Genomic DNA, 13,073 nt, shown 5'->3' on the forward strand with positions numbered 1-13,073 from the left:
ATTAATCCCGTCCCAGATAGGTCGCAGCATCGCTGCGTCCTCCTGAATACGACTGCTTCGCTTCCTTGCTCATTCTGTCCCAGGCGTCCCAGGTCGGGTCGTTCTTGCTGTTGTCGGGATCGGTGACGTCGACGCCTCGGTCCTTTGCCCAGGCGTCGATGAGGGTGTACGTGCCGTCGACGCCCGCACTGTAGTGTCCGGAGGTCTTCTCCCGGTCTGCCGCTTCCGCTGACGCGATGGCGTCTTTGGACCACTCGTACGTGCCCGCGTCGATGAGCCGCTGTGCGGCATCGCCGAGGACCGGCAGGCCGGTGACCGGGGCACCGATGACATGGTAGGCGTACCTGGCCTGGTCGTTGGTGTCTGCGATCCTCGCCTCGGTCTGGTCGTGGATCACGTCGGAGCCGATGCCGTTCATGACCCCCATGACCTGTCCCAGATCATTGGCGGGGTTGATCCAGCGCACGTGTCCGTCGCCGCCGTCTGCAGGGGTGTTGACCAACTGCTCAAAAGCGTAGTCGCGTTGGGTGGCGTAGAGCAGTTCGGCGGTTTCGGTTTCCTCCGTGACGCCGCGCATGACCCGCACGAGCGAGTCCTTGCCGACGCTGATCCCCGCGTCGGCGTCCCTCTGCCAGATGTCTTCCTTGCCGCCCGGGCTGCCGTAGCGATTTCTGTCGTTCTCCGCGAGGATGTTGTGGTTGTCGGCCGCGTAGTCGGCGATGGCGTTCGCCAGGTTCTGGTGCATGTTCTTCGGAACGTCGTCGCCTGAGGCCCCGGCGTCGAGGAACTCGATCGTGTTCTGCATGACCCGGGCCTGGGCCGGGCTGTGCGGACCCGGGCGGCCGTTGGACTCGCCCTCGGACAGAGGGGGGTGACCGGTGGTGGCCGCCTCCAACGCGGCGCCGAGACCGGCGTGCCCGTACGGGTCGTCGACCTCGACCCTGGGGTAGAGGGAGAGCATGAGCTTGGGCCACTCGCGGGCGCCTTCGCCGTGGCCGGTGAGGTACTCCAGCCTGCCGTTGCCCTGGTCGGGGTCCGGGCCGGGGTCGAGGAAGGCGGTCGCGGTGTCAGGGTCGCGGCTCATGACGCCGAGGAGATTGTCGATGGCATCGGCCCGGATGCCGTCGTGGCCGGCGCCGATCTGGACGAAGAGATCCTTGTCCTTTTTCTCGGCGGCGATCATGTCGTCGCCCAGCTGGGTCATGAAGTCGGGGTCGAACTTCTCGTCGGCCATGTTCATCACGGCGACGAATCCCGAGTAACCCTTGATCGGGTTGTTCGACTCGCCGAAGCTCTTGGTGCCGTTCTCCTTGAGCTCCTTGGTGAACTCGTCGTAGAAGGCACGCTCCTTGGCGGTCTCCGGGGCCTTGGTGGCGTTCGCGATGGAGTTGGCGAGCTCGCGCTGCATCCCCAGCAGCTGGGTGCGGCTGCTCTTGTCGTGCTCGGCCATGTCGAACAGTTTGTTGCCGAGCTTGATCGTGCCGTCCGCGCCGATCTTCCCGAGGAAAGGCTGGCTGAACTCCTTGTTCCCGCTGTTGTCGCGCAGCGAGCGTTCCAGTTCGGCCAGTTCCGCGTCGGACACCTTCTCGCCCGAGTTGAGCTTCATCGCGGTCGCGGCGGCGGCCTTCGCCTCATAACCCTCGATGTCGCCGGTGGCCTTGTGGTTGAAGCCGCCCTCGGTGCCGTCGCGGTCGTCGTCATCCTTGGTGACCGCCTTCATGGCCACGGCGAATCCTGTGTCGGCGTCGGCGACCGCCTGCACAGCCTTGGCTATGTGGTCGGTCCACGCCTGCTCGGTGGTACGCAGATCGGGGTCGTGGTGGGCGGTGAAGCGCTCATCCTCCGTCAGCTTGCTGAAGTCCAGGCGGCACTGACCCCGGTCGGAGACGGTCATCCTGGCGGCGACGGCCTCGTGGACCGCGGTTTTCACCTTCCCCCGCAGCTCGACGAACTGGGTGTGCGCGTCCCTGATCAGCGACGCGATGGCCTTGGCCTCGGTCTGCGCCCCCGAGTACTCCTTGAGGGTGATGTCGAAGCGGCGGTTGGCGGCCTCGGCGCTCTGCCCCACCCAGGCAGGGCCGAGACTGATTCCGTGCACGTTCCGCTTGTAGGCGGCTTCGACCTTGGCCAGTTCCCCGGCCATCGACTCCCATTTGTCGGCTGCGGTGGTCAGCGCGGACAGGTCCGTCGTCATGACTTCGTGATAGCTCGGCATGGTGTGGCCCCCTCCCCCTCAGAGCCCGTCGATGGTCGAGGTGCCGCGAAGCTGTGTACCGATGCCGAGATCGTCGGACCGGAACTGGAGCCGGGTCTCGCGCAAGGAGGCGCTCTCCGACGAGAGCCGGTTGCAGAGCACTCGGACCGAGGCGTCCCACGCCTTGTCCGCCGACTTCAGGGCGCTCGCCGTGTCCCAGCCGTCGGCGTCCTTGGGGCCGAACGCCTTGACCGCCGCGCTGTTGGCCTCGTCGGCCCATTTGCCCGCGCTACGCGTGTCCCCGAGGATGTGTTCGTCGATGGCCTCGGCCGCGGCCTTCTTCTGGGCCGGTGACGACGCGAAGGAGGGGGCGAAGGGGCCGTACACGGGGGGACCCCCTGGGTCGGCGGGCAGCTGGTTGAGCTGCATACCGGTAGCCGGGTTCTCACGCTGGGTGGATTTGATCTGTTCCCACTCGTCCCACGCCATGGAATTCCAGCCCCCGCCTGCCTGGTCGTGCTTGATGTGCCGTGCCGTACTCACGTGCATACCAACATACAAGTATCAACGGCGTGGGTGCTGGTGTGCCTCGTGGAACGTCCGGGGCCGTGCGGTACGGCAACGGCGGGAGCCGGTCCGCCAGAGGCGGACCGGCTCCCGGATGCGCTGGGGGTTACTTGACGTTGACGCCGGTCCAGGCGGCGTCGACGGCCTTGAACTCGGTGCTGTCGGCACCGAAGAGGTCGGTGGCCGCCTTCTCGGTCGCCTCACGGGCGCCCGCGTAGTCGGTGGTCGACGTCATGTAGACGGAGAGCGCCTTGTACCAGATCTGGTAGGCCTTCTGGCGGCCGATGCCGGTGACGGTGGAGCCGTCCGCGGTCGGGGAGTCGTAGTCGACACCGTCGATGGTCTTGGCGCCGCTGCCCTCCGCCAGCAGGTAGAAGAAGTGGTTGGCGACGCCGGAGGAGTAGTGGACGTCGAGGTCGCCGACGCTCTCGTCCCAGTAGTCCGCCGAGCCGCCGTCCTTGCTCGGCTCGTCCATGTAGCGCAGGGGGGTTCCGTCGCCGTTGATGTCGATCTTCTCGCCGATGAGGTAGTCACCGGGGTCGGTGGCGTTGTCGGCGTAGAACTCGACGGAGGTGCCGAAGATGTCGCTGGTCGCCTCGTTGAGGCCACCGGACTCGCCGGAGTAGTCGAGGTTGGCGGTGGCGGCGGTCAGCCCGTGGCTCATCTCGTGGCCGGCGACGTCGATCGCCGTGAGGGCGCTCTTGTCGTCGGCGCCGTCGCCGTAGGTCATGCAGAAGCAGCTGTCGTCCCAGAAGGCGTTGACGTAGCCGGTGCCGAAGTGGACGCGGGAGTACGCGGCCTTGCCGTCCCCGGCGATGCCGTCGCGGCCCAGCTCGTTCTTGTAGAAGTCCCAGGTCGTCGCGGCGCCGTAGTGGGCGTCGACCGCGGCGGTCTGGCGGTCGTCGCCGGTGCCGTCGCCCCAGGTGTCGTCGGCGTCCGTGACGAGGGATCCGGTGCCGGTCTGGCCCTGGTCGAGGTCGTACGTCTTGTGGCCGCCCCGGTCACCGTCGGTCAGCTCGAAGTCCGAGGAGCCCTTGGTGGTCGACAGCGTCACCTCGCCGCTGTACTGGCTGTTGCCGGTGCCGGTCTCGATGGCCTCGAAGCTGTGCAGCTTCTTGCCGGTGTTGGCGTCGGTGATCGTGTGCAGCTCGCTGGGGGTGCCGTCCTTCTGCACGCCCTTGCGCACGGTCTCGAAGGCCAGGGCCGGCTTGCCGTCGCCCGCCCAGACGACCTTGCGGGCGCTCGCCGCCGCCTTCAGCTTCGGCTGCGTCGACGGCACGGATATGCGGGCCTCGGTGGCCTTGTCGACGCCCTTGGACTTCCCGTCCGCCGCGGTGTGGGTGACCAGGTCGCCGCCGAGGACCGGGAGTCCGGCGTAGGTGCGCTCGTAGCGGGTGTGGACCGTGCCCTTCGCGTCCTTGACCACGTCACGGACGATCAGCTTCTCCTGGCTGCCCAGTCCGAGGGCCTGTGCGGCGGCCGGGGCGTCGCTCTGCGCGGTGCGCAGGGCGGTGGTGCGCTGGGTGGCGGTGTTCACGCCGAGGGTGGTGGCGCCGGACGAAGAGGCGGTGCTGTCACCGGCCGTGGTGCCGGCCGTGGCCGTACCCGTCTGGACGGCGACGACGACCATCGCGGCAACTGCGGTCAGGGCGGCGGCGCGACGGGTGTTCATGTGGGGGGTCATGCCTTCTCCGTTGCTCGTTCCTGTGGGGGTTACGAGCGGAGAGCGTGCCACCGAATGAACGACTTTGACCGGTCACTAACAATTGCCTCACAAGTTTTTGACCAGTTCTTGTCCGACTGGAGTTCGTTCTTGTCCGTTATATGACGCCCTCGAGGCATGGGCGGACGGCGTCAACGGGCGGGCCGCGCAGGGGGACCGGGGCGCGCGGGAACACCGGGCGTGGACGCACGGGAGCCCCCGCCGACCGGAGTCGTGCGGGGGCTCCCGGAGAGCGGTGGCGTCAGAGGTTGACGCCGAAGTCCTGGGCGATGCCGCGCAGGCCCGAGGCGTAACCCTGGCCCACCGCACGGAACTTCCACTCGGCGCCGTTGCGGTAGAGCTCGCCGAAGACCATCGCGGTCTCGGTGGCGGCGTCCTCGCTGAGGTCGTAGCGGGCGATCTCGGTGCCGCCGGCCTGGTTGACGATGCGGATGAAGGCGTTCCGCACCTGGCCGAAGTTCTGGCTGCGCGTCTCGGCGTCGTAGATGGAGACCGGGAAGACGATCTTGTCGATGTCCGCCGGGAGGCCCGCGAGGTTGACGTTGATCTGCTCGTCGTCGCCCTCGCCCTGGCCGGTGACGTTGTCACCGGTGTGGACGATGGTCTGGTCCGGCGTCGCCTTGTTGTTGAAGAAGACGAAGTGGCCGTCGGAGTAGACCTTGCCGGCGGTGTTGACCGCGATCGCCGAGGCGTCCAGGTCGAAGTCGGTGCCGGTGGTGGTGCGGACGTCCCAGCCGAGGCCGACCGTGACGGCGGTCAGGCCCGGGGCCTCCTTGGTGAGCGAGACGTTGCCGCCCTTGGACAGGCTTACAGCCATGGGAAGTCCCTTTCCTCGTCGTGTGCGGGCTTCGTGCCATCACGAAAGCTACCGTCACCCGTCCTAACGCAGACACGAGACCACCAGGTTCCAGCTCGCTTTACTTTCTTTGCCGAACTTCTGGCCGAGCGCTCGCAAAAGAAGGTGACGAACGGGCCGGAGGGCGGGGAACATGGGAGTCATGTCCGGTCCCTATGTCATCCGCGGTTCGGTCTCCCTGCCGGAGGCCGAACTCATGTGGCGTTTCTCGCGGTCCTCCGGGCCGGGCGGACAGCACGTCAACACGAGCGACTCCCAGGTGGAGCTCCGCTTCGACCTCGCGGCGACCGAGGCGCTGCCCGAGGTCTGGAAGGCCCGCGCCCTCGAACGGCTCGCGGGCCGGCTGGTCGGCGGCGTGGTGTCCGTGCGGGCCTCGGAGCACCGCTCCCAGTGGCGCAACCGTGAGACGGCCGCCGTGCGGCTCGCGGCGCTCCTGGCGGAGGCGACGGCCCCGCCGCCCAAGCCGCGCCTCAAGAAGAAGATCCCCCGCGGCATCAACGAGCGGCGCCTGCGGGAGAAGAAGCAGCGCGGCGACACGAAGCGCGGGCGCTCCGGCCGCGACTGGTGAGACCGTGCCGGGAGCCGGGAGCCGGGAGCCGGGAGCCGGGAGCCGGGAGCCGGGAGCCGGGTGCTCGCAGCCCGCAGCCCGAGGCCGCCACCGGGTGGTGTGTCCCTGAGGGAGGCCCGGCCGGTCAGCCCAGCAGCCGGTAGCGGCCCTTGAAGTAGGTGAGCGGTTCGCCCTCGGGGTGCGGCAGTTCCGCCGACAGCACGCGGCCGATCACCAGCATGTGGTCACCGGCCGGGACGCGCTGCTCCGTACGGCACTCCAGGGTGGCCAGGGCCCCGTCCACCAGGGGTGCTCGCGAGATCGGGCCCCGTGTGCAGGGCACGTCCTCGAACAGCAGCCGGTCGCTGATCCGGTTCTTCATGGCGAAGCGGGCGGCGACCTGCCGCTGGCCGCCGGTCAGCACGGACACCGCCCACAGGGGCTGTTCGGCCAGCAGGTCGTCCATCCGTGAGTCGTTGCGCAGGCTGACCATGACCAGGGGCGGGTCCAGGGAGACCGACATGAAGGCGGTCGCCGTCATCCCCACGTCCTCGCCCCTGCCGTGCTCGTCGAGCGGCGGCTCCTGGGCGGTGACCAGCACCACGCCCGCGGCCAGACGGGACAGGGCGGCGCGGAATTCGTCGTTGCTCACCCCCTCAGCATGGGGGACGGCTTCGGGACGCGGGGCGGGGGGAGTCTTCTGCGGCACACCGGGCACGCTAGTGCCGCGGGCCGCCGTGTCACATCGGACCAAGGGACCATCCAGGGCCTAGGACTCCGGAACCATGCGTACCGCTTTGCTTCTGCCACAGAACGGGAGTGTTCGGAGTGTCGGAGGCGGCCTTTGCCAAGTCTTGTGACTTGGGCCACAGAGTGCGATATTAGTTGACCCTGTGTACCGGGTGCACAGCTCACTGTGATTCAGTGGCCGTGACACGTCAGCCAGTACGTCGATATGAAACCTGGAGTTGCTGTCGAGGTCTCGGGGAGTGCGAGCAATGGAGGCCGAGTCGGAGCCGTACGTCCGTCTTGCGACCATGCGGCATCTGCACCAGGCCGTCGCTGATCTCAACACGGCGCGGAGCCTGGCGGACACGCTGCAGTCGGTGGCCGACGGCGTGGTCGGAGGCCTCGGTTACGAGCTGGGCTGCGTGAACCTCGTCCGCCCCGACGGTGACCTGGTCGTCGCCGCGCTCGCCGGCAACAGCGCCGCGGAGGCCCTGATCACCGGCCGGGTCGGCTCCCGCGAGTCCTGGGAGCGCAGGCTGTCGATGGGCGAGGCCTGGGACGAGCTCCGGTTCATACCCCACACCGAGGGCTGGGTGCTCCTCGACGACGACGTGCCGCAGTGGCACACCGAGGGTCCGGAGCCCCGCTTCGAGGACGAGTGGCACCCCCTGGACCGCCTCTACGCCCCCATGTACGCCTCCGGCGGAGGCGCGGACCTCCTGGGGGTCATATCCGTCGACCGGCCGCGCAACGGCCGCCGTCCCGGCGCCTGGGGGCGCGAGGCTCTCCAGATGTACGCCTCCCAGGCGGCCATTGCGATCAGCAACGCTCGCCTCCGAGCAAACATGCAGCGTGCCCTGGTCAGGCTGGAGCGCGAGCAGCAGGCGCTGCGGGCCAGTGAGGAATCCTTCCGCCAGGCCTTCGAGTACGCCCCCAGCGGCATGGCCATCGCCGAGATCGGCGGCGACCAGAACGGCAGGCTGCTCCGCACCAACGACGCGCTCTGCCGGCTGTTCGGACGCCCCGCGTCCGTCCTGCGCCGCTACTCCTTCGCGGACCTCGTCCACCCCGAGGACATCGGCACCCTGCTGCGCACCTCCGCCGAGGGCGGGCGCGCGGAGCTGAGGCTCGGGCGCCGGGACGGCACCTACCTCTGGGTCTCGCTGCGGAACTCCGTGGTCGCCGACGCCACCGACGGCCCGCGCTTCCTCCTCACCCACGTCGAGGACATCGAGGAGCGCAAGCGCAACGAGCTCCACCTCGCGCACCGCGCCTCGCACGACGCGCTCACCGGTCTGCCCAACAGCGCCGAGCTGCGCTCCCGGCTGGGTGCGCGCCTGTGTGAGAGGCCTCACTCCGTCGCCTCCTCCCCGATCGAGGCACTGGACGCGGCCTACGGCGACGTCGAGAGCCCGGCGCACGCCTACCGGGCGGACGGGTACGAGGGCGAGGTCGCGCCGGGTGTCGGCCCCTACGACCACCATGTGCACAGCGTGGCGCCCGACCCGGACCGCGACGACGGGACGAAGGGGCTCGCGGTCCTCTTCTGCGACCTCGACGGCTTCAAGTCCATCAACGACCGGTTCGGGCACCACGCGGGTGACGCGGTTCTCATCGAGGTCGCCCGGCGGCTGACGACCTGCGTACGGGACGGTGACACGGTCGCGCGGCTCGGGGGTGACGAATTCGTCGTCCTCGCGGAGGGTCTCGGGGCGGCGGACGCCGCCGATCTGGCCGTACGCTTGCGTAACGCCATCATTCCGCCCATCCGGGTGGACGGCCGGGCCGTCAGGGTCGGGGCGAGTTTCGGTATCGGCTGGGCCGAGTGCGGAATGACCGCGGAAGAGGTCCTGCACTCCGCCGACCAGCGGATGTACGTGGAGAAGCGGTCCCGTTCCAAGGTTCACCGCAGAGCCGGCTGACGTTCACGCCCCGGCCGTTCCCGTGCACCGCCCGGTTTTCCGGGGGGCCGAGGGCAATTCGACGTGTGCTCCGTTCGGGGTAGGCTCGGCCGGTCGGCGACGGCTGGCGACATGGTGAGGAGTGACCCAGGGATGACGGCCGGGAACAACGGCGCGAGCAAGCCCGAGGACGACGATCCGTTCGGCTATCTGTACGCGGACGGGAAGGCGGCGGGCGCACAGCCGCCCGGGCAGGGCGGCTACGGCTACCCCGGTCCGGCCGCGCAGCCCGGCAGGCCGAGAACGTCGTACAACCAGGTGCGGGCGGTCGGTGAGCGCCAGTACGGACAGGTGCCGCAGCAGGCGTACGGCCAGCCCCAGCAGTACGGCCAGCCCCAGCAGCAGTACGGCCAGCCGAACGCGCAGTACGCGGCGCCGGAGACGTACCCGGGTGGTGCGGCCACCGTGCAGTCGGGGTCCGTGGGCCACGGCGGCGGCCGGGGTTCGGGTCCGGGCCGCGGCGGGCCGAACACCAGGGCGCTGCTGATCGCGGCGGTCGCCGTGGTCGCGGTCGTGCTCATCGGCATCGGCGCGGCCCTGATGACGGGCGACGACAGCGACGGCAAGAAGGAAGAGGCCGGATCCTCGCAGGGTCCGTCGGACCAGGTCGACGAGTCCCCGAAGCCGGAGCCGTCCGAGAAGCAGTCCGACAAGCCGGTCGAGCTGCCCGAGCAGGACGCGGCGACGCTGACCCTCGGGGGCAGCGCCTCGCTGGACAACACCGTCAAGGGTGCCAAGAGCGCCAACGGGCAGTACATCAACCTCAACGAGGTCGGCCGCTCGGCGACCTGGACGGTCGACGTGCCGGAGGCGGGTGCGTACACGCTGTACGTGACGTACGGCGTGCCGGGCAAGGACGCCAAGACCTCCCTCACGGTCAACGACCAGGACCCGCGCTCGATCAACATGACGAACTTCGCGCACGCCGCGGAGGGCGACCTGGAGAAGGGCTGGACGATGACGTACGCGTACGTCCAGCTGGACAAGGGCTCGAACAAGCTGATGCTGTCGTGCAACGAGGGCGACTCGTGCGACGCGAACCTCGACCAGCTGTCGCTGAAGTCGGGTCACGTCAAGGGCTGACCCGCCGCTGAGGTGCAGCACCCCGTCGTCCCGGTATCGCCCAGCGAGCCGGGACGCGGTCGTTCCCGGGGCCGTTCAGGCGGCCGGTGCGAGCGGTTCGACGGTGACCCGCCCCAGCAGGTCCTCGTAGGCCGCGCGGTCGAACTCGCCCGCTGCCGGGGCCAGTACGGTCGCGGTCGACAGGGCCACCGCGCGGGTCAGCCGGTCCTGCCAGCCGAGCCCTTCGGCGAGGGCGGAGAGCAGTCCGGCCACGGCCGAGTCGCCCGCGCCCGTCGGGTTGCCGGGCACGGCGGACGGCGGTGCGGCCCGCCAGTCGCCGTCGGGGGTGACGGCGAGGAGCCCGTCCGGGCCGAGCGAGGTGACGACGCCGTGCGCGCCGCGGCGGCGGGCGTCGCGGGTGGCGCGCAGGGGCTCGCGGGTCCCGGTGAGCCGGGCCAGCTCCTCGGCGTTCGGCTTGACGAGGTCGGGCCGGGCGGCGATGCCGCGGCGCAGCGGCTCACCGCCGGTGTCCAGGAGCACCGGCACCCCGGCGGCGCGGGCGCGGCGGACGAGTTCCGCGTAGGCGCCGACGTGGACGCCGGGCGGGAGGCTGCCGCAGAGCGCGACGGCCGCGGCCCGGGGGAGCAGGTCCCCGAACGTCCCCAGCAGGGAGGCCCATTCACCGGCGTCGATGTGCGGGCCCGGTTCGTTGAGCTGGGTGGTGTCGCCGCTGGAGCGGTCGACGACGGCGAGGGTGCGGCGGGTGTTTCCGGCGACGGTGACGAGCGCGTCGGCGGGGCGGTGCGGGAGTGCGCCGAGGAGTTCGCGCAGGACGGTTCCGGTGGGGCCGCCGGCGAAGCCGGTGACGACGGTGTCGTGGCCGAGCGCGGCGAGCACCCGGGCGACGTTGACGCCCTTGCCGCCGGGGCGTTCGGTCACGTCCCGGACCCGGTGGCTGGTGTGCGGGACGAGGGCGGGGACGGTGTACGTCAGGTCGAGCGCCGTGTTCAGCGTGACGGTCAGGATCACCCGTACCGGCCCCCGGTTCCCTCGTGGTCCGTCGCCGCGCCGTCCCCCGCGGCGCCGCTCCCGGTGATCATGCCAAAGAGGCGACGGCCGTCCCAGGTCTCCCGGACAACCGCCGTCTCTTCGTTATTCGTTCGCCCTGTGGCCGGGCCCGCGCCCGGCCCGGACGCACCGTCAGACGGTGGGGGGCCGCACGATCCACTCGCCCCGGCGCATGACGCCCCTGAGCGTGAAGTCCGCGTCCAGGACCACCAGGTCGGCGTCCTTGCCCGGGTCCAGCGAGCCGATCCGGTGGTCCAGGCCGAGGAGCCGGGCCGGGTTGGCCGAGATGGACCGCACCACGTCCTCGACGGGGATCCGGTCGACGGTCACGGCCCGGTGGAAGGCGGTGTCCAGGGTGAGGGTGGAGCCCGCGATCGAGCCGCCCTCGACGAGGCGCGCGACACCGTCCCTGACCTCGACGGCGAGCGGTCCGAGCTGGTAGAGGCCGTCGCCCGCACCGGCCGCGTCCATCGCGTCGGTGATCAGGGCGACCCGGTCGGCGCCCGCGTGGTGGTAGGCGAGCCCGAGGGCGGCGGGGTGCAGGTGCGTGCCGTCGTTGATCAGCTCGACGGTGACCCGCTCGTCCTCCAGGAGCGCCGCGATCGGGCCCGGGGCGCGGTGGCCGAGGGCGGGCATCGCGTTGTAGAGGTGCGTGGCGACGGTGGCGCCCGCGTCGATCGCCTCGACGGTCTGCTCGTACGTGGCGTCCGTGTGGCCCACCGCGGCGATCACCCCGTGCTCGACGAGCAGCCGTACGGACTCGATGCCGCCCGGGAGTTCGGTGGCGAGGGTGACCATCCTGGCGGTGCCGCGCGCCGCGTCGAGCAGCTTGCGGACCTCGGCCGGGTCGGGGTCGCGGAGCAGCGCCTCGCTGTGGGCGCCCTTGCGGCACGGCGAGATGAAGGGGCCCTCGAAGTGGATCCCGGCGAGCTCGCCCTGCTCGACCAGTTCGGAGAGCAGGCCGGCCTGGCGGGCCAGGAAGTCCGTCTCGCCGGTGACGGTGGAGGCGACGACGGTCGTCGTGCCGTGTGCGCGGTGCGCCCGCACCCCGGCCAGGACGTCCTCGGCGGTGCCGGTGGCGAAGGACGCCCCGCCGCCGCCGTGGTTGTGGATGTCCACGAATCCGGGGACCACCCAGTGTCCCGAGAGGTCGACGGTCCGGGCGTCCGCCGTCGTGCTGCCGGCGATCCGGGTGCCCTCGACGATCACCCGGCCGTTCTCGACGGTCCCGGTGGGAAGCACCACCCGGGCACCTGCGAGAACCGTGCTGTCTGCGCGTCCGGCCATCAGGCGGATACCTCCGTGGAGAGTAGATCCCAGGCGAGCAGCCCTGCGCCCAGGCATCCGGCGGTGTCCCCGAGGGCCGCCGGGACGATGTGGGGCAGTTTCTGGAACGTGACCCGTCCCGCGACGGCCGCACGCAGTGGTGTGAACAAGATTTCCCCCGCCTCGGCGAGACCGCCACCGATGATGAGCGTGCGGGGGTCCAGCAGGGTGAGCGCGGTGACGAGTCCGGCGGCGAGCGCGTCGACGGCGTCCTGCCACACGCGCAGGGCCGCCGGGTCGCCGGAGGCCACGGCCCGGGCGCAGTCCGCGGCGTCCGCGCCGGGGTCGCCGGAGGCGGCGGCCCAGGCCCTGGACACCGCGGCGGCCGAGGCGAGCGTCTCCAGGCAACCGCGCTGTCCGCAGCCGCAGTCCGGGCCGTCCGGCCGGACGACGATGTGACCGATCTCGCCCGCGTAGCCGTGGGCGCCCGCCTCGATGCGGCCCGCGATGCCGATGGCGCCGGCGATCCCGGTGCCGAGCGGCACGAACAGGAAGCGGTCCGCGTCCCGGCCGGCGCCGATCCGCCCCTCGGCGAGTCCGCCGGTGCGGACGTCGTGGCCGAGTGCGACCGGTACGCCGCCGAGCCGTTCGCCGAGCAGCTTCCGCAGGGGCACGTCGCGCCAGCCGAGGTTGGCGGCGTAGACGGCGATCCCGCGCTCCGCGTCGACGATGCCGGGCACGGCGACGCCCGCGGCGACGGCTCCCTCGCCGAGGTGCTCCTCGCCGTGGGCGTACAGCTCCGCGGCGAAGCCCAGGATGGTCTCCACGACGGCGTCGGCACCGCGGTCCCGGCCGGTGGCCCGGCGCGCCTCGTGGAGCAGGGTGCCGTCGGCCCCGACCAGAGCGGCCTTCATTCCTGTGCCGCCCACATCGAGGGCGATGACGTGTCTCACGGAGACAGTTTCGCCCGGCGACCCCAAAAAGGTCTAGTCCACTATCCCGGTTTGTTGAGCACCCATACAAAATGGGACAGTCCTTCGATTGTCGAATCCGTGGACAAGTGGTGTAGACCTCCTGGTGGTGCGCATCTCCGCCCGGAG

Annotated in this window: 11 protein-coding genes; 3 read left to right on the plus strand and 8 right to left on the minus strand. The window is 70.5% G+C overall.

Annotation, left to right across the window (positions count from 1 at the left end; all coding sequences use genetic code 11):
* Nucleotide 1: 1 nt before the first annotated feature.
* From ABZ172_RS14045 to ABZ172_RS14060, 4 genes are all read right to left on the minus strand, one after another.
* Entirely contained in the window at nt 2-2,194 is a 2,193-nt protein-coding gene (locus ABZ172_RS14045; protein ID WP_356883641.1) for a hypothetical protein, read from the minus strand.
* 39 nt (nt 2,195-2,233) lie between these two features.
* The gene (locus ABZ172_RS14050) at nt 2,234-2,737 is read right to left on the minus strand and encodes a hypothetical protein (RefSeq protein ID WP_356883643.1); all 504 of its coding nucleotides are present in this window, start codon (nt 2,735-2,737) and stop codon (nt 2,234-2,236) included.
* A 130-nt stretch (nt 2,738-2,867) separates the two neighbouring features.
* Nucleotides 2,868-4,445, minus strand: coding sequence for a M4 family metallopeptidase (locus ABZ172_RS14055; RefSeq protein WP_356883645.1), 1,578 nt, complete (start codon nt 4,443-4,445; stop codon nt 2,868-2,870).
* A gap of 280 nt (nt 4,446-4,725) precedes the next feature.
* Entirely contained in the window at nt 4,726-5,301 is a 576-nt protein-coding gene (locus ABZ172_RS14060; RefSeq protein WP_356883647.1) for a TerD family protein, read from the minus strand.
* 172 nt (nt 5,302-5,473) lie between these two features.
* On the opposite strand from ABZ172_RS14060, the gene arfB reads away from it, so the two are divergent.
* Nucleotides 5,474-5,908 carry an alternative ribosome rescue aminoacyl-tRNA hydrolase ArfB gene (gene arfB, locus ABZ172_RS14065; protein WP_069171362.1) on the plus strand — a complete coding sequence of 145 codons (435 nt, stop codon included), beginning with the start codon at nt 5,474-5,476 and terminating at the stop codon, nt 5,906-5,908.
* 124 nt (nt 5,909-6,032) lie between these two features.
* Here arfB and ABZ172_RS14070 read toward each other — a convergent pair whose 3' ends face one another.
* Nucleotides 6,033-6,539 (minus strand): flavin reductase family protein, encoded by a 507-nt coding sequence (locus tag ABZ172_RS14070; protein ID WP_356883649.1) that lies wholly within the window; start codon nt 6,537-6,539, stop codon nt 6,033-6,035.
* Nucleotides 6,540-6,885: 346 nt separating this feature from the next.
* On the opposite strand from ABZ172_RS14070, the gene cdgB reads away from it, so the two are divergent.
* Together cdgB and ABZ172_RS14080 are read left to right on the plus strand one after the other, a co-directional pair.
* Nucleotides 6,886-8,538 (plus strand): diguanylate cyclase CdgB, encoded by a 1,653-nt coding sequence (cdgB, locus tag ABZ172_RS14075; RefSeq protein WP_356883651.1) that lies wholly within the window; start codon nt 6,886-6,888, stop codon nt 8,536-8,538.
* Between the two features lie 132 nt (nt 8,539-8,670).
* Nucleotides 8,671-9,660 (plus strand): carbohydrate-binding protein, encoded by a 990-nt coding sequence (locus tag ABZ172_RS14080; RefSeq protein WP_356883653.1) that lies wholly within the window; start codon nt 8,671-8,673, stop codon nt 9,658-9,660.
* 75 nt (nt 9,661-9,735) lie between these two features.
* On the opposite strand, the gene ABZ172_RS14085 is transcribed toward ABZ172_RS14080, so the two are convergent.
* The 3 genes from ABZ172_RS14085 to ABZ172_RS14095 all read right to left on the minus strand — a co-directional run bounded on the left by ABZ172_RS14085 (nt 9,736) and on the right by ABZ172_RS14095 (nt 12,926).
* Nucleotides 9,736-10,668: a 1-phosphofructokinase family hexose kinase gene (locus ABZ172_RS14085; RefSeq protein ID WP_356883655.1), complete on the minus strand. Its 933-nt coding sequence runs from the start codon at nt 10,666-10,668 to the stop codon at nt 9,736-9,738.
* A 171-nt stretch (nt 10,669-10,839) separates the two neighbouring features.
* Nucleotides 10,840-11,994, minus strand: coding sequence for an N-acetylglucosamine-6-phosphate deacetylase (gene nagA / locus ABZ172_RS14090; RefSeq protein WP_356883657.1), 1,155 nt, complete (start codon nt 11,992-11,994; stop codon nt 10,840-10,842).
* Complete coding sequence (locus ABZ172_RS14095) at nt 11,994-12,926, minus strand: ROK family protein (protein WP_356883659.1); 933 nt, start codon at nt 12,924-12,926, stop codon at nt 11,994-11,996. The genes nagA and ABZ172_RS14095 overlap by 1 nt, the downstream gene beginning before the upstream one ends.
* Nucleotides 12,927-13,073 lie beyond the last annotated feature (147 nt).

The organism is Streptomyces sp. NPDC006296, from assembly GCF_040613235.1.
GTDB lineage: Bacteria > Actinomycetota > Actinomycetes > Streptomycetales > Streptomycetaceae > Streptomyces.

What these genes read in the sequence shown, in the direction of transcription:
- ABZ172_RS14045 (WP_356883641.1), bottom strand. Translation starts at nt 2,194, where the DNA reads ATGACGACGGACCTGTCCGCGCTGACCACCGCAGCCGACAAATGGGAG.
- ABZ172_RS14055 (WP_356883645.1), bottom strand. Translation starts at nt 4,445, where the DNA reads ATGACCCCCCACATGAACACCCGTCGCGCCGCCGCCCTGACCGCAGTT.
- ABZ172_RS14060 (WP_356883647.1), bottom strand. Translation starts at nt 5,301, where the DNA reads ATGGCTGTAAGCCTGTCCAAGGGCGGCAACGTCTCGCTCACCAAGGAG.
- arfB (WP_069171362.1), top strand. Translation starts at nt 5,474, where the DNA reads ATGGGAGTCATGTCCGGTCCCTATGTCATCCGCGGTTCGGTCTCCCTG.
- cdgB (WP_356883651.1), top strand. Translation starts at nt 6,886, where the DNA reads ATGGAGGCCGAGTCGGAGCCGTACGTCCGTCTTGCGACCATGCGGCAT.
- ABZ172_RS14080 (WP_356883653.1), top strand. Translation starts at nt 8,671, where the DNA reads ATGACGGCCGGGAACAACGGCGCGAGCAAGCCCGAGGACGACGATCCG.
- nagA (WP_356883657.1), bottom strand. Translation starts at nt 11,994, where the DNA reads ATGGCCGGACGCGCAGACAGCACGGTTCTCGCAGGTGCCCGGGTGGTG.